Consider the following 15,472-nt stretch of genomic DNA (forward strand, 5'->3'; position numbering starts at 1 on the left):
GTGAGAAGGATGGAAAATTAGATTTTTTTCTCAATTGGGGCCACACTAGCCAAAAGTTTTTTCAAACCTACTTCTGGGAAATTGATTTTCAATTCCTGCCTAGCACCGCTACCTGAAACTTCCAGAACGGTTCCCTCTCCCCACTTCTTGTGGAGGGCAATGTCACCAATGGACCAATTTGCCTCGCTAGAAGCTGATTTTGCTCCAGCTGTAAATTGACCAAATGGAAGACCGCTTGATTGGATAGTTCTTGGGGCAGCACTGCGTTTACGGTCTTGAAGGGCCTGGGCTAAGCTCATGCCTTGACCAAAGGCAAGGCCGCCACTGCTATAAGATGCCTTAAAGCTTGTATTTGCTGGACGAGCCAGACCTTGATACTCAAGTAAGTCCGAGCTGATTTCGTTAATAAAACGAGTGGGACGGTTGTAGTTGGTACGACCAAAAAGCAGGCGCGAGTTGGCATTTGTTAGATAGAGGATTTTCTCTGCACGCGTGATACCTACATAGGCTAGACGGCGCTCTTCTTCCAATTCATCTGAATCCTCAGCTGCACGACTAAGTGGAAAGACATTTTCTTCCATCCCAATCAAAAAGACAACTGGAAACTCGAGACCTTTGGCAGCATGCAGGGTCATCAAGGTCACTTCTGATGTCTCCTGACTACCTGAATCTGTGTCCGCAATCAAGGCCAAGTCATTTAAAAAACGACTCAGTTTATCCAGACCAGTTTCTTCTTCTGGCCCATCAGAGGTGTCATCAAAGTTTTTCGTCACAGAGAGGAACTCCTCGATGTTTTCTACACGAGCCTTGCTTTCTAAGGTCGCTTGGGCGTTAAGAATATCGACGTAACCTGTTTTTTCTAGGACGGCCTCAACCAACTCAGTAATGCTTAACTGGTCCAGTTGCTCCCGCAAATCCAGAATCATATTGGCAAAATCCCAGATAGATTGGGCTGCTTTCCCCTTGATACCAGACAACATAATATTGGCTGAAGCATCTAGCATAGACATGTCTTGCATATTCGCAAAGTCACGAATTTTCTCGACTGTACCTGGCCCAATTCCACGCTTAGGCTCGTTGATAATACGCTCAAAACTGATATTGTCACTCAAATTGGCAATAAGATTGAGGTAAGCGATAATATCTCGGATTTCCTTACGGCTGTAGAACTTTGTTCCGCCAACCATGGTATAAGGAATATTTGACTTGAGCAAGGCTTCCTCAATAGTACGGGACTGCGCATTAGTACGATAAAGAACTGCAAAATCCTTGTGAAGGAAGTTTTTACTCCGACCAAGTTCATCGATAGTTCTGGCTACAAATACAGCCTCATCTAGCTCATCATTGGCACGATAGTAAACGATTTGTTCCCCATCAGCGTTTTGAGTCCAGAGATTCTTAGGACGGCGGTTTTTATTATTTTTAATAACCTCATTGGCCGCTTGGAGAATGGTTTTAGTTGAACGGTAATTCTCTTCCAACAAAACAACCTTGGCTTGGGGATAATCTTTCTCAAAATCCAAAATATTCTGCATATCCGCACCACGCCAACCGTAGATAGACTGGTCCGCATCCCCAACCACACAAATATTTTTAAAGCGTGAAGCCAAGAGTTTGACCAGTTGGTACTGGGCATGGTTAGTATCTTGGTACTCATCAACGTGGATGTACTGAAACTTCTGCTGATAGTAGGTCAAGACATCAGGATTTTGATCAAAGAGACGCAAGGTCAGCATAATCAAATCATCAAAGTCAACAGACTCAGACTGACGCAGTTCTTTCTGATAGGCTGTATAACACTGGGCTACGATTTGCGTATACATATCGCCAGCTTGGGCAGCATAGCCAACATCATCAATCAGATCATTCTTAGCATTGGAGATAGTCCCTAAGATGCTCCGTTCATTCCATTTTTTCGGATCCAAGTTCAACTGCTTTAGAATGCGTTTCATGAGCGTTCGCTGCTCTCCTGGATCGACAATTGTAAAATTACGATTGTAGCCAATATGGTCCGCATCGCGACGCAAAATACGAACACACATGGAGTGGAAGGTCGCAATCAGACAGTCCTGAGTCGCTGGATTGAGGCTATAGGCACGCTCCTTCATCTCACGCGCAGCCTTGTTGGTAAAGGTAATGGCCAAGATATTCCAAGGATTGACTAGCTTTTCATCAATCAGATAAGCAATACGGTGGGTTAAAACACGAGTCTTTCCAGAACCAGCCCCCGCCATGATCAACAAGGGGCCTTCTGTCGTTTGCACCGCCTCAGCCTGACGGTCATTCATTCCATTTAATAATGCGTTCATCTTCTCTTCCTTACTCTTGAAGTCAATATTTCTATTATATCAGAATTCAGGGAAAATATCTTTACCTAGACTGGTTACGTGTAGAAGGCAACTTCTTATATCTAGATAAAAAATGAGCTTGGATAGTATTTCCAAACTCATTTTTTACTCAATGAAAATCGAAGTGCAAACTAGGAAGCTAGCCGCAGGCTGTACTTGAGTACGGCAAGGTGAAGCTGACGTGGTTTGAAGAGATTTTCGAAGAGTATAAAGTCAATTACAATATACTAGAACAAACCTAGGACTGTTCCATCGCTTTCAACATCCATATTAAGAGCAGCGGGTCGTTTTGGAAGTCCAGGCATGGTCATGACATCACCAGTTAAGGCAACGATAAAGCCTGCACCTAATTTTGGTACCAATTCACGAATGGTAATTTCAAAGTTTTCAGGTGCTCCAAGTGCATTTGGATTGTCTGAGAAACTGTATTGAGTTTTAGCCATACAGATTGGCAATTTGTCCCAACCGTTTTGAACGATTTGAGCGATTTGTGTTTGAGCTTTCTTCTCAAAGTTCACTTTGCTACCACGGTAGATTTCAGTAACAATCTTTTCAATCTTTTCTTGGACAGAAAGGTCATTATCATACAAACGTTTGTAGTTAGCTGGGTTTTCAGCGATGGTCTTGACAACCGTTTCAGCAAGAGCTACTCCACCTTCTGCACCATCAGCCCAGACACTAGCCAATTCAACTGGCACATCAATTGAAGCACAAAGTTCTTTCAAGGCTGCGATTTCTGCTTCAGTATCAGAGACAAATTCATTAATAGCTACTACTGCAGGTACTCCAAATTTACGGATATTTTCAACGTGGCGTTTCAAGTTAGCAAAACCGGCACGAACTGCCTCCACATTTTCTTCTGTCAAAGCGTCTTTAGCCACACCACCATTCATCTTAAGGGCACGAAGGGTTGCGACAATGACAACTGCATCTGGAGATGTTGGCAAGTTTGGTGTCTTAATATCAAGGAATTTCTCGGCACCAAGGTCTGCACCAAAACCAGCTTCAGTAACTGTGTAATCAGCCAAGTGAAGGGCTGTTGTAGTTGCCAAGACAGAGTTACATCCGTGAGCAATATTGGCAAATGGACCACCGTGCACAAAGGCAGGTGTTCCGTAAATTGTCTGAACTAGGTTCGGCTTAATCGCATCCTTCAAAATCAAAGCTAAGGCACCTTCAACCTGCAAATCACCTACAGAAACAGGTGTACGATCATAGCGATAACCGATAACAATATTAGCCAAACGGCGTTTCAAGTCCTCGATATCCGTAGCCAAGCAAAGAATGGCCATTATCTCTGAAGCAACGGTAATATCAAAGCCATCCTCACGTGGAATTCCGTTTAGAGGACCACCAAGCCCAACTGTAACATGACGAAGTGCACGGTCGTTCAAGTCCACAACACGTTTCCAAAGGATACGACGTTGGTCAATTCCCAGCTCATTGCCTTGGTGCAAATGGTTGTCAATCAAGGCAGAAAGAGCATTGTTGGCAGTCGTAATGGCATGCATGTCCCCCGTAAAGTGGAGGTTGATGTCTTCCATTGGCAGCACTTGGGCGTAACCACCACCAGCAGCACCACCCTTAATCCCCATTACTGGACCAAGAGATGGTTCGCGGATAGCAATCATGGTTTTCTTGCCAATCTTGTTCAAGGCATCCGCAAGACCAATGGTAATGGTTGATTTTCCTTCACCTGCAGGTGTTGGGTTGATGGCAGTAACCAAGATCAATTTCCCAACTGGATTGCTCTCAACTGAACGAATTTTATCAAAGCTGAGTTTAGCCTTGTATTTTCCATACAACTCCAAATCGTCGTAAGAAATTCCAAGTTTCTCTACAACATCAACGATTGGCTTCAACTCAATACTCTGTGCGATTTCAATATCTGTTTTCATTCAAAACTCCTCTAACCTCTTATATGATAACTCATTATAACACAAAACAAGATTTTTAACATCCTAAAACTCTCTAAACGTTCGTAAATATCCCTGTTTTTAAGGTTTTTAGAGCCCTTTCTTAAATTTTATATGGCTTTATAGTTTGAAACTATATTCTTTCCTTTTACCAAATTTTTATTGCTTTCATTTTACTTACCGTTTATTTTTGTGTACAATAGTGCTATGAAAATTTTAGTTACATCGGGCGGTACCAGTGAAGCTATCGATAGCGTCCGTTCTATCACTAACCATTCTACAGGACGCTTGGGGAAAATCATCACAGAAACCTTGCTTGCTGCAGGGCATGAAGTTTGTTTGATAACAACAAAACGAGCTCTGAAGCCAGAAGCCCATCCCAACCTAAGCATTCGAGAAATTAACAATACCAAGGACCTTCTCCTTGAAATGCAAGAACGTGTCAAGGACTATCAGGTCTTGATTCACTCAATGGCTGTGTCCGATTACACTCCTGTTTATATGACAGGGTTTGAGGAAGTTCAATCTAGCTCCAATCTAGAAGAATTTTTAAGCAAGCAGAATCATCAAGCTAAGATTTCTTCAACTGACGAGGTTCAGGTTTTGTTCCTAAAAAAGACACCCAAAATCATCTCTCTAGTCAAGGAGTGGAATCCTGCTATTCATCTGATTGGTTTCAAACTGCTGGTTGATGTCTCTGAGGATTATCTCATCGAGATTGCCAGAAAAAGTCTTATCAAGAACCAAGCAGACTTGATTATCGCAAATGACCTGACTCAAATCTCAGCAAACCAGCATCGTGCAATCTTTGTTGAGAAAGATTATCTTCAAACGGTTAACACTAAAGAAGAAATTGCAAAACTCCTCCTTGAAAAAATTCAAGCCTATCATTCTTAGAAAGGAAAGCTATGGCAAACATTCTCTTGGCTGTAACGGGCTCAATTGCCTCTTACAAGTCGGCAGATTTAGTCAGTTCTCTAAAAAAACAAGGCCATCAAGTTACTGTTTTAATGACCCAGGCTGCTACAGAGTTTATTCAACCTTTGACACTACAGGTACTCTCTCAGAATCCTGTCCACTTAGATGTCATGAAGGAACCCTATCCTGATCAAGTCAATCATATCGAACTTGGAAAAAAAGAAGATTTATTTATCGTGGCCCCTGCAACAGCTAACACTATTGCAAAACTAGCCCACGGCTTTGCGGATAACATGGTGACCAGTACAGCTCTAGCTCTGCCAAGTCATATTCCCAAACTCATCGCACCAGCAATGAATACAAAAATGTATGACCAACCGGCAACTCAGGCTAATCTGAAAACATTAGAAAACTACGGCTATCAGCTGATTACTCCTAAGGAATCCCTACTAGCTTGCGGAGACCATGGACGAGGAGCTTTAGCCGACCTCACAATTATTTTAGAAAGAATAAAGGAAACTCTCGATGAAAAAACGCTCTAATATTGCACCCATTGCTATCTTTTTTGCTACCATGCTCGTGATACACTTTCTGAGCTCGCTTATCTTTAACCTTTTTCCATTTCCAATCAAACCGACCATCGTTCATATTCCTGTCATTATTGCCAGCATTATTTACGGTCCACGAGTTGGGGTTACACTTGGATTTTTGATGGGGCTTCTTAGCCTGACAGTTAATACGATTACAATTCTGCCGACAAGCTACCTCTTCTCGCCATTTGTACCAAACGGAAATATCTACTCAGCTATCATTGCCATTGTCCCACGTATTTTGATTGGTTTAACTCCTTATCTAGTCTATAAACTGATGAAAAACAAGACTGGACTAATCCTAGCTGGTGCCCTTGGTTCACTTACCAACACAGTCTTTGTCCTTGGAGGAATCTTCTTCCTATTTGGAAATGTTTATAATGGAAATATCCAACTTCTTCTGGCAACTGTTATCTCGACAAATTCGATTGCCGAATTAGTTATTTCTGCAGTTCTAACCCTAGCTATTGTCCCAAGACTGCAAACTTTGAAGAAATAAAAACAATCTCCACTTTCATACTTGAAGGTGGAGATTTTATTTGAAGTAGTTTCTTTTTAGTGAAATCTTTACCAATATTTATACTCAATGAAAATCAAAGAGTAAACTAGTAAGCTAGCTGCAGGTTCCTCAAAACACGGTTTTAAGGTTGCAAATGGAAGCTGACATTGTTTGAAGAGATTTTCGAAGAGTATTAACTTAAAAATGACCTATAAACCCAAGTAAATCCTTGCTTTATTGCCTTGTTTATTGTACTATACTAATGTATATACAGTAAAAAGGAGATTCTTATGAATACACGGAAAAAGACACAATTTATGACAATGACAGCCCTCTTAACGGCTATTGCGATTTTGATTCCAATTGTTATGCCTTTCAAGATTGTCATTCCACCTGCTTCTTACACTTTGGGGAGCCACATCGCTATTTTTATTGCCATGTTCTTGTCGCCCTTGATGGCAGTTTTTGTCATCCTAGCCTCTAGTTTTGGATTTTTGATGGCTGGCTATCCTATGGTTATCGTTTTTCGAGCTTTTTCCCATATCTTTTTTGGGACTTTGGGAGCTCTTTACCTGCAAAAATTTCCAGATACACTAGATAAACCAAAATCTTCTTGGATTTTTAACTTTGTTTTAGCGCTTATCCATGCCCTTGCTGAAGTATTGGCCTGTGTCGTTTTTTACGCAACTTCTGGTACCAATGTAGAAAATATGTTTTATGTTCTCTTTGTGCTAGTTGGATTTGGCACAATTATCCATAGTATGGTAGACTATACATTAGCACTGGCTGTCTATAAAGTGCTCCGAAAACGCCGTTAAAAGGAAAAACTATGACAAAAGATCGCAAACAAGCCCTGCTCAAACTCTTGAAAGAAGCTCCTAAAGCTCTCAATGGCCAAAGTTTGGCGGAACATTTTCATGTCACACGTCAGGTCATTGTCCAGGACATTGCAATTTTGAGAGCCGATGGCGCTCCTATCTTATCCACCAATCGTGGCTACGTCTATAAGCAAATTGATACTAATCCTTATGTTCACAAACTGTTCAAAGTGAAACATGAAGTTGAAGAAATCGGTCAAGAACTCCTTGCTATCGTCGATAATGGAGGACGTGTCCAGAATACTTTGATTGACCATCCCGTTTATGGAGAAATTGAAACCTTGCTGAAACTGTCTTGCCGCAGAGATGTGCAACATTTTCTAGAACAAGTCGAGCATTCTGATTTTAGACCTTTATCTGAATTGACAGATGGTATCCATTACCACCTAGTTGAAGCTGAAACACAACAAGACCTCCACTACATTGAGGAGGCCTTGGATCAACTTGGCTATTTAGTAAAAGACTAGAAGATTTTCTTCGCCCAGCCATCTTCTGTACGGTGGCTGTAGAAAAACTCTGACTTGTCAGGAGCTTCCATCATTTCCATCAAGGGTAACATATCATAGGCCAGATCCAAGTTTGGAATCTGGTCTTTTTGTATCCAAGAGATCAAATAGTAACAATGATATTTAAAAACTACATTGAATGAAGATGAATAAGTACCTACTTATTAAAAATATATTACCAATTATGTTGATCAACATTATCCTTAGTCACAAGATAAATTGGAGAAACTGTTTCTTTTTCTAGTTTTTTCCCTTGATAATGATCAATTGCTGATTGAATAGCGATTTCACCCATCTTAGCTGGTTGCTGAGCAATAGTGGCAGTAATATCACCTTTGGCAATAGCATCATGTGCATCTGGTTGACCATCAATACCAACAATTAATACATTGCTAAGACCAGCTGCTTTTACTGCTTGTGCAGCTCCCAATGCCATCTCATCATTCTGTGCAAAGATTGCTTGTACTTCTTTGTTTCCTTGAATCATATTTTGAGCTGTATTCAAAGCTTTTGCACGATCAAAATTAGCAGATTGACTAGAAAGAACATCTAAATTTGCCTTTGAAATTTGTTCAAATCCTTTACCTCTATCTACTGTTGCAGAAGCGCCCGGGACTCCTGATAATTCAAAAGTTTTTGCTTTTTCTCCCAATTGCTTGGTAATAAATTCAGCAGCCATTTTACCCGCTTCTACGTTATCAGAAGCAACAGTTGTCAAGACTTCACCGCCATTACTACCGCGGTCAATTAAGATTACTGGAATATTTGCATTATTAGCAGCTTTAATAGATGTAACAATTGCATCAGAATCAACTGGATTAATTAGTAAAGCATCTACATTTTGACTAATAAAATTTTGAATATCATCTGCTTGTCTAGCAGCATCATCTTGTGCATCTGCTATCTTCAAAGTTACTTCTTTTTCTCCTGCGGCTTTTTCAAGACCATCTTTCATAGCTACAAAATAGGGATTGTTAGTAGTCGAAATAGAAACTCCTAATTTTAATTCTTTTGCCGACTTTTGAGTCGTAGATTTATTATCATTTGATGAATTTCCTAAACCAGTTTTTCCACAAGCTACTAAAGCAAAAATAAATGTTACAAACAAAGCAAAAATGCTAATTTTTTTAATAATTTCATGTTATTACTCCTCTTAATATATATAGGGATAGTTTCCATCCCGACTATTGTTCGTCATCTAATAAATTGTTGCTATTTCCAAAAAAATTGAAAATGATTCTACTGTTTTACAACTTTAAAACGATCAATCAGAACAGCAATTAAAATTACAACTCCTTTTACTACTTGCTGCCAAAATGCTGAAACACCAATAATATTAAGTCCATTATTCAAAACTCCAATAATTAAAGCACCTATTAGAGTCCCCAGTATACGACCTTTACCTCCTGATAATGAGGTTCCCCCAAGAACAACAGCTGCAATAGCATCCATTTCATAACTAGCACCTGCTGTTGGTTGAGCAGAACTTAAGCGTGATGTTATAATCAATCCAGAAATTGAAGCCATCATACCTGAAATTGAATAAATGATAATTTTCACTTTATTTAGTTTCACACCTGATATATATGCTGCTTTTTCATTCCCCCCTATAGCATACACAGATTTACCAAATGCTGTTTTATGAAGTAAAACATATAAAACAATAAATACAATAAACATAATAATTACAGGAAATGGAATTCCGACTATGTAACCTTGCCCCAAAAATTGAAATAAGAATGTATCACTTAATCCTTTTGTAATAGGATTCCCATTTGTATAAACAAGTGTTGCGCCTCTAAAAATAGTCATAGTTGCTAAAGTAACGATAAATGGAGCTAATTTCCCGTAGGAAATCAATAAACCATTCATCATCCCCAGAATGCAACCCAAAATTAAAGAGATGAGAATTGCTAATGTAATAGGCATTCCAGATCCTAATAGGCCAGCTGTGAGCGCACTGGATAAGGCTAAAATTGATCCAACTGATAAATCAATTCCACCTGTTAGAATAACAAAGGTCATTCCAAAAGCGCTCAGTGCATTTGATGTTACTTGCAATAGTAAATTTAACAGATTATTTGCTGTTAAAAAATTTGAATTGATAATAGTGATGACAGCCATTAAAATTATCAATGCTATTACTGTTGTCAATTCTGACATATACTTCATAGTATTTTTCACACTATTGTCCTCCTGTAGCTAGTTGCATAACTTTTTCTTGTGTAGCTTCTCGACGTGTTAATTCCCCACTAATTCTACCTTCATGCATGACCATAATGCGATCACTGACTCCAATCACTTCTGGTAAATCTGAAGAGACCATAATAATCGGTACACCTCGTTCAGCCAATTCATTCATTAATTGGTAAATTTCACGCTTAGCACCAACATCTACCCCACGAGTTGGCTCATCTAAAATCAGTACTTTTGGTGCAATACCTATCCATTTTGCTAAAACTACTTTCTGTTGATTACCACCAGAAAGTGTTCCAACTTCCTTATCTGGATAACCTGATTTAATTCGTAGCCTATCAATTAAACGTTGTACAAATATATCACTTGTTTTATTATCAAAAATACCATTTTTAACAAAATCTCGAGTACTAGGTAAAGTTATATTATCTTTAATAGAAAAATCTAAAATCAATCCCTCATCTTTACGATCTTCTGTTAAGAAACCAATTCCATGCTTAATTGCTTCAAAAGGATTTTTAATTATCAGTTGTTCTTCGTTTATTATAATTTGACCAGATTTTAAAGAATCAATTCCAAAAATTGCTCGCATTATTTCAGTACGACCAGCACCCATCAAACCAGAAAAACCAAGAATTTCCCCTTGACGTACATAGAAAGAAATATCCGTAAAAGCATCACCAGAAAGATTCTTAGCTTGAAAAACAATATTCCCAATCTCAGCCTTTTTTTCTGGATAATAATCTTCTAATTCACGACCTACCATCTTCTGAACTAATTCATCCGCATTGGTTAACTTCGTTTTCTTGGTATCAATTACAAACCCATCCCTCATAACAGTTATAAGATCTGTAATCTTAAAGATTTCTTCCATCCGATGTGAAATATACACAATACCTACACCATCAGATTTTAATCCTTCTATCACTTTAAAAAGTGTTTCAGTTTCACGATCAGTTAAAGCTGCTGTGGGTTCATCCATAATCAACAAGGAAACTTCTGATAATAAACATTTTGCTATTTCTATCATTTGTTGTTGTCCGACTGATAATTGACCAATGATTGCATCGAGAGGAATAGATATATTAAGACGTTTAAATGCTTCTTTAGCTTTCCTTTCCATACTAGCCTTATCTAGAAATCCAATCGAATTTTTAATTTCTCTTCCTAAAAAAAGATTATCAAGTACAGTCATATCTGGCCAAGTATTCATTTCTTGATGAATAAAACTCAGTCCAAACCGTTCTGCCTCTTGAGGATTAGAAAATGTTTTTTCTTTTCCATCAATAAAAATAGTTCCTGAAGTAGCTGGAAAAAGTCCAGTTAAAATATTCATTAAGGTTGATTTGCCTGCACCATTCTCTCCCATTAAAGCATGAACTTCTCCTGAATTAAGAACCAAATCAATACTTTCTAAAACACGATTATTCCCAAAAGATTTTGAAATGTTCTTCATTTCAATTTTCATAGGCAACCCCCTTCTAAATAATAACTCCTGATTGCAAGATTATATTCGAATATGGTGTATCTTCCCCAGTGCGAATAACTGCCTTAACTTTAGTATTCATAGCTTTCAATTCTTCATGACTAATATATTCAATAATTATATTCGATCCTAAAAGATCTAGAACTGCTTGCCACTGTTCTTTGTTTTTTTCCTTAATTTCTTCTGCTAAGAAAATTTTTTCAATAAGTACATGATCTGAATATTCTTTTAAAACTTCTAAAAAACTTGGACTACCTTTTCTTAATGCTAAATCAATTTTATCAACACCTTTTGGAACTGGCAATCCTAAATCTCCGATACAAACCAAATCCATATGACCTAAATCATCAGCTAGTTTTGCTATATTACTATTTAAAATCCCATATTTCTTCATATCCTGAATGCTCCTTTATTTCTTTCAAACTCGGCATGCCTCCTTGCGCTCCAAATCTTTGAACAGAAAGATGTGAAGCAATTGTTGCAAAGGACAATGCAACATTCATCTCTTTTCCTTTTGAGATAGCATAAGCAAAAGCACCATTAAATGTATCTCCTGCTCCTGTAGTATCAACTACTTCTGCTTTTATAGCAGGAATCTTCTGAACTACTGCCCCATCATAATAAATGGAACCTTCAACTCCTAATGTCACAATCATTTTATTAGGATAAATTTTAATAATTTCTTCTAATTTCTTATCTGGAAAAAGCTCTGAACATTCATGCTCATTAGGAGTAATAAAATCACAAAAAGGAATCATCTCTATATCTGTTTCTCTAGCTGGTGCAGGATTGTAAAGCACCTTAACTTTATTTTCTTGGCAAAATTTAGCTATAGATAGATTGGCTTCATGTGGTATTTCATTCTGTAATACAACAATACTTGCATCACTAATCAATTCCCACTCATTTTTCCAATCATTTGTTTTAACTAAATTATTCGCTCCGGGATAATAAATAATCCTATTATCACCTCCATATAAAGTAATTTGTGCAACTCCCGTAAATTGTGGTACCGTTCCCACATGTTCTGTAGAAATATTATTATTTTGCAGATTACTTAGTAAATCTGCTGAAAAAATATCTTCTCCGACGTTTCCAAATATGTAAATATTATCTTCTACACCGGATAATCTACCAATAGCTACAGCTTGATTTGCACCTTTTCCACCTGGAACTATATTAAACGAATCCCCAAAAATCGTTTCACCTCCTTCTGGAATCCTTTTTGTTCTCATAACTAAGTCCATTGAAATACTTCCAACAACAACAATTTTACTCATTACTTTCTCCTTAATGTATTTCTTTCTACGTATCTAACAGGTAGTTTAATTTTAGCTTCATCTATAGAGAACTTATTTGCCATATTATAGATTAGCTTTGCAGCCTGTTCTCCCATTTTATATGATGATTGGTGAATAGTTGATAAAGAAGGGTAAATAAATTGACTAAGTACAATATCATCATAACCAATGATTTGAATATCATCTGGAATTTTTTTCCCAATTGCTAAAATTTCATGAATATAAGCTATTGCATGAATATCAGAAGGTGCTATAATACTATCAATATTTGGATTTCTTTTTAGATTCTCTTTAGCTTCTTTTTGATTTTTTTCAAAGTCAAACGTTTCACTTTCTTCAATACGAATCTCTAAAGATTTATTCCTCAAATAGTTTAAACTTGCTTCAAACCGTTCCGCGATATTCTCGGCTTTATCATCTAAAACTTTAATAATCAGAACTTGTTTAGCACCTGCATTACAGATTGCTTCAGCAGCCAAACGACCACCTGACTGATTATCAGAAAAAACACCGTAACCTGTATCTTTACTAATTCGGTCAACTACAACAACAGGTAATGATAAATCCGGATATTCTTTTGTGAAGTCATGTGTAGTAATAATGCCAGCAGCATTTGTTTTTAACAGTAAATTAACATATTCACTCAAAGATTCTTGGTCTGAAATCGTACCAACCATAATTCTATAACCTTTATCTTTCAAATATGATTCAGCGCCTCGAACCAATCTTGGGAAGAAGGGATTTGAAATATCTGGTAATAAGAGTCCTACCATTTGGTTTTTTTTAGTTTTCAAAGATTGTGCTAATACATTTGGTGTGTAATTTAATTTTTTAATCGCATTTTTTATTTTCTCTCTCGCATCATCTCCAACATAACCTTTTTTTGATATATATCTTGAAACCGTTGATTTTGATACTCCAGCTTCTTCAGCAACCTGTTTTATTGTAGTCATCATTCCTCCTTCTTACGTTGTGGAACCGTTCCCTTATTCTATAGTAAACGTTTTCTTTTGATTTGTCAATACTTTTCTAAAAATATTTTAAATTTATTTCAGAGTACATATATTTTTTCCAAATCTATTATTACTATTATACAGGAAACACAACAAGACCTCCACTATATAGAGGAGGCCTTGGATCAGCTCGGTTATTTGGTAAAGGATTAGAAAATTTTCTTTTCCCAATCGTCTTCTGTACGGCGAGGGTAGAAAAATTCAGATTTGTCCGGAGCTTCCATCATCTCCATCAAGGGTAACATATCATAGGCCAGATCCAAGTTTGGAATCTGGTCCTTTTGCACCCAAGAAACTTCTCCCTCTTCTGAAGAGCGAAGGGTACCAGAGAACTCAGTCGCCTTATAACAAACGACAATATAGCGCCCACCTGTATCTAGTGGCCAATTTTTAATGCCGACCAGTTGAGGATTTTGGATAGTCAACCCTGTTTCTTCATAGATTTCACGAATGACAGACTCCGCAAAAGCCTCACCATTTTCTACATGACCTCCAGGAAAGGCATAACCAGACCAGCGATTGGTTTCAGGAGAGCGATACTGCATAACCACGCGCTGAGTTTCAAGATCTTCAATCAGACAAATGTTTGTTAAAATCGTTAATTGGGAACGTGACATAAATTTACTCACTTTCTAATTTATTAAATTTTCAGACTTGGTACCAGAAATATTAGCTTTTACTTTTTAGAATTATTTAGAATAGAATACCATCCGTTTTTCCTTCATAGGCTTTCCAAGTTCAAGTATCTTTTCTTGTCCATCAAAAGTAAAACCCATTTTTTGATAGAAAGCAATGGCTCGTTTATTATCTTTCAATACCCATAAGAAAATTTCAGAAAAATGATCAAGAGCAGTCAAAGCTGCTCTCACTAACTTTTGTGCAATGCCTTTTCCGTAATAGTCTTTTAAAACATATAAAGCAATAATTTCACCAGCTTGAATAGTCTCATCACGAAAATTACCATAACTGATAAAACCAACCACCTTCACGCCATCCATCGCAATCAATGTATTTTCTGGATACTTTTGACTAAAGAATCGGCATCTTTCTAATGTCATTGTCTCCTGAAATTCTGCAGGCAAAAGGTTATCATAAGCCTCTCTCCACGTTTGCCAGTGAACGAGGGATTTATCTTCTATCTCTTCAGGAGTTTCCATTGATTTGATAATAACCGTCATTTGTTTTCTTCTCCTTAATCCAACATCCTAACTTCCTTTGCTACTTTTTGTAGAAATTTTTGTCTCGTTGAACTTGTATTTACTTCACGGCCTAACTCTCCCAAGATTGAAACCCTCTTTGTTTTTATGCCACAGTGATTCAATACAGCATTCTTTAATGCTGATATTCCATAACTGTCTGGAATGTTAACTGGACCTGAAAATACTTTGTACCACCAAGTTGGTGCCATAGAAGTTGCATAGATACTAGCTGTTTTTCCTTTTAATAACTTTTTGAACTGTTTACCTCTCAAGTAATTCAAAATAAAGCTTCCTCGATTATTTGCAGAGTATGCAATGCCTGGCGTAAAAACACGATCAATCCACCCCTTCAATAGACTAGGCATACTACTCCACCAAATAGGATAAACAAAAATGAAATGATCTGCCCACTGAATTAATTCTTGAGAGCGTAGAATAAACGGATTGTCCTCCATTCTTTGTCGATAACCATAACGTAAAACAGGATCAAACTCTTCCTCATTAAGATTAATCATTTCAAGTTCATGTCTCTTTGAGTCTATATTTTCTACAATCGTTTGAAAAATTGCTTGACAGTAACTTTCTTTATCAGGATGTCCATTGATAACTAAAATATTCATAA

Annotated in this window: 16 protein-coding genes and 2 pseudogenes; 6 read left to right on the top strand and 12 right to left on the bottom strand. The window is 37.6% G+C overall.

All coding sequences use genetic code 11. The annotated features are described in order from the left end of the window. Positions 1-17: 17 nt before the first annotated feature. Positions 18-2,309 (bottom strand): DNA helicase PcrA, encoded by a 2,292-nt coding sequence (gene pcrA, locus STYK_RS06240; RefSeq protein ID WP_261804719.1) that lies wholly within the window; start codon positions 2,307-2,309, stop codon positions 18-20. Positions 2,310-2,575: 266 nt separating this feature from the next. Further along, positions 2,576-4,246, bottom strand: coding sequence for a formate--tetrahydrofolate ligase (locus tag STYK_RS06245; RefSeq protein ID WP_261804720.1), 1,671 nt, complete (start codon positions 4,244-4,246; stop codon positions 2,576-2,578). Between the two features lie 225 nt (positions 4,247-4,471). Between STYK_RS06245 and coaB the strand changes: the two genes are divergently transcribed. The 5 genes from coaB (at position 4,472) to STYK_RS06270 (ending at position 7,616) form a co-directional block, all read left to right on the top strand. Then, a complete protein-coding gene (coaB, locus tag STYK_RS06250) occupies positions 4,472-5,161 on the top strand; it encodes a phosphopantothenate--cysteine ligase (protein ID WP_261804721.1) in 690 nt (229 codons plus the stop codon). An 11-nt stretch (positions 5,162-5,172) separates the two neighbouring features. Continuing rightward, entirely contained in the window at positions 5,173-5,724 is a 552-nt protein-coding gene (gene coaC / locus STYK_RS06255; RefSeq protein WP_261804722.1) for a phosphopantothenoylcysteine decarboxylase, read from the top strand. After that, the gene (locus STYK_RS06260; protein WP_061424598.1) at positions 5,708-6,271 is read left to right on the top strand and encodes an ECF transporter S component; all 564 of its coding nucleotides are present in this window, start codon (positions 5,708-5,710) and stop codon (positions 6,269-6,271) included. Before coaC ends, STYK_RS06260 begins: the two co-directional genes overlap by 17 nt. 290 nt (positions 6,272-6,561) lie before the next feature. Further along, positions 6,562-7,089 (top strand): ECF transporter S component, encoded by a 528-nt coding sequence (locus STYK_RS06265; RefSeq protein ID WP_001097396.1) that lies wholly within the window; start codon positions 6,562-6,564, stop codon positions 7,087-7,089. Between the two features lie 11 nt (positions 7,090-7,100). Continuing rightward, positions 7,101-7,616, top strand: a complete 516-nt coding sequence (locus STYK_RS06270) for a transcription repressor NadR (protein ID WP_261804723.1) — start codon at positions 7,101-7,103, stop codon at positions 7,614-7,616. On the opposite strand, the pseudogene STYK_RS06275 reads toward STYK_RS06270, so the two are convergent. The 7 genes and pseudogenes from STYK_RS06275 to STYK_RS06305 all read right to left on the bottom strand — a co-directional run. Then, a pseudogene (locus STYK_RS06275) lies at positions 7,613-7,759 on the bottom strand (DNA mismatch repair protein MutT); the annotation flags it as partial. The gene STYK_RS06270 and the pseudogene STYK_RS06275 overlap by 4 nt on opposite strands. Positions 7,760-7,830: 71 nt before the next feature. Then, positions 7,831-8,790, bottom strand: a complete 960-nt coding sequence (locus tag STYK_RS06280) for a substrate-binding domain-containing protein (RefSeq protein ID WP_261805386.1) — start codon at positions 8,788-8,790, stop codon at positions 7,831-7,833. 104 nt (positions 8,791-8,894) lie between these two features. Then, a complete protein-coding gene (locus STYK_RS06285; RefSeq protein WP_261804724.1) occupies positions 8,895-9,839 on the bottom strand; it encodes an ABC transporter permease subunit in 945 nt (314 codons plus the stop codon). A gap of 1 nt (position 9,840) precedes the next feature. Then, on the bottom strand, positions 9,841-11,319 hold the full coding sequence (locus tag STYK_RS06290) for a sugar ABC transporter ATP-binding protein (RefSeq protein ID WP_261804725.1): 1,479 nt from the start codon (positions 11,317-11,319) through the stop codon (positions 9,841-9,843). A gap of 13 nt (positions 11,320-11,332) precedes the next feature. Next, on the bottom strand, positions 11,333-11,731 hold the full coding sequence (rbsD, locus tag STYK_RS06295) for a D-ribose pyranase (RefSeq protein WP_000759835.1): 399 nt from the start codon (positions 11,729-11,731) through the stop codon (positions 11,333-11,335). Further along, positions 11,706-12,617, bottom strand: a complete 912-nt coding sequence (rbsK, locus tag STYK_RS06300) for a ribokinase (RefSeq protein WP_261804726.1) — start codon at positions 12,615-12,617, stop codon at positions 11,706-11,708. The genes rbsD and rbsK overlap by 26 nt, the downstream gene beginning before the upstream one ends. Then, positions 12,617-13,591 (bottom strand): LacI family DNA-binding transcriptional regulator, encoded by a 975-nt coding sequence (locus STYK_RS06305; protein WP_261804727.1) that lies wholly within the window; start codon positions 13,589-13,591, stop codon positions 12,617-12,619. Before STYK_RS06305 ends, rbsK begins: the two co-directional genes overlap by 1 nt. A 144-nt stretch (positions 13,592-13,735) precedes the next feature. Here STYK_RS06305 and STYK_RS06310 point away from each other — a divergent pair. After that, positions 13,736-13,804 (top strand): annotated as a pseudogene (locus STYK_RS06310) (DNA-binding transcriptional regulator); the annotation flags it as partial. Here the strand turns inward: STYK_RS06310 and STYK_RS06315 are convergent. From STYK_RS06315 to STYK_RS06325, 3 genes are all read right to left on the bottom strand, one after another. Further along, on the bottom strand, positions 13,801-14,268 hold the full coding sequence (locus STYK_RS06315; RefSeq protein WP_261804728.1) for an 8-oxo-dGTP diphosphatase: 468 nt from the start codon (positions 14,266-14,268) through the stop codon (positions 13,801-13,803). The pseudogene STYK_RS06310 and the gene STYK_RS06315 sit on opposite strands and share 4 nt — an antisense overlap. A 72-nt stretch (positions 14,269-14,340) precedes the next feature. Next, positions 14,341-14,829 (bottom strand): GNAT family N-acetyltransferase, encoded by a 489-nt coding sequence (locus STYK_RS06320; RefSeq protein ID WP_261804729.1) that lies wholly within the window; start codon positions 14,827-14,829, stop codon positions 14,341-14,343. A gap of 14 nt (positions 14,830-14,843) precedes the next feature. Beyond that, complete coding sequence (locus tag STYK_RS06325) at positions 14,844-15,470, bottom strand: NAD(P)H-dependent oxidoreductase (protein WP_261804730.1); 627 nt, start codon at positions 15,468-15,470, stop codon at positions 14,844-14,846. Positions 15,471-15,472: the final 2 nt, after the last annotated feature.

The organism is Streptococcus toyakuensis (assembly GCF_024346585.1).
GTDB classification, from domain to species: Bacteria; Bacillota; Bacilli; order Lactobacillales; family Streptococcaceae; genus Streptococcus; species Streptococcus toyakuensis.

What these genes read in the sequence shown, in the direction of transcription:
- STYK_RS06270 (WP_261804723.1), top strand. Translation starts at nt 7,101, where the DNA reads ATGACAAAAGATCGCAAACAAGCCCTGCTCAAACTCTTGAAAGAAGCT.
- coaB (WP_261804721.1), top strand. Translation starts at nt 4,472, where the DNA reads ATGAAAATTTTAGTTACATCGGGCGGTACCAGTGAAGCTATCGATAGC.
- STYK_RS06305 (WP_261804727.1), bottom strand. Translation starts at nt 13,591, where the DNA reads ATGACTACAATAAAACAGGTTGCTGAAGAAGCTGGAGTATCAAAATCA.
- pcrA (WP_261804719.1), bottom strand. Translation starts at nt 2,309, where the DNA reads ATGAACGCATTATTAAATGGAATGAATGACCGTCAGGCTGAGGCGGTG.
- rbsK (WP_261804726.1), bottom strand. Translation starts at nt 12,617, where the DNA reads ATGAGTAAAATTGTTGTTGTTGGAAGTATTTCAATGGACTTAGTTATG.
- coaC (WP_261804722.1), top strand. Translation starts at nt 5,173, where the DNA reads ATGGCAAACATTCTCTTGGCTGTAACGGGCTCAATTGCCTCTTACAAG.
- STYK_RS06260 (WP_061424598.1), top strand. Translation starts at nt 5,708, where the DNA reads ATGAAAAAACGCTCTAATATTGCACCCATTGCTATCTTTTTTGCTACC.
- STYK_RS06290 (WP_261804725.1), bottom strand. Translation starts at nt 11,319, where the DNA reads ATGAAAATTGAAATGAAGAACATTTCAAAATCTTTTGGGAATAATCGT.
- STYK_RS06315 (WP_261804728.1), bottom strand. Translation starts at nt 14,268, where the DNA reads ATGTCACGTTCCCAATTAACGATTTTAACAAACATTTGTCTGATTGAA.
- rbsD (WP_000759835.1), bottom strand. Translation starts at nt 11,731, where the DNA reads ATGAAGAAATATGGGATTTTAAATAGTAATATAGCAAAACTAGCTGAT.
- STYK_RS06265 (WP_001097396.1), top strand. Translation starts at nt 6,562, where the DNA reads ATGAATACACGGAAAAAGACACAATTTATGACAATGACAGCCCTCTTA.
- STYK_RS06325 (WP_261804730.1), bottom strand. Translation starts at nt 15,470, where the DNA reads ATGAATATTTTAGTTATCAATGGACATCCTGATAAAGAAAGTTACTGT.
- STYK_RS06245 (WP_261804720.1), bottom strand. Translation starts at nt 4,246, where the DNA reads ATGAAAACAGATATTGAAATCGCACAGAGTATTGAGTTGAAGCCAATC.
- STYK_RS06320 (WP_261804729.1), bottom strand. Translation starts at nt 14,829, where the DNA reads ATGACGGTTATTATCAAATCAATGGAAACTCCTGAAGAGATAGAAGAT.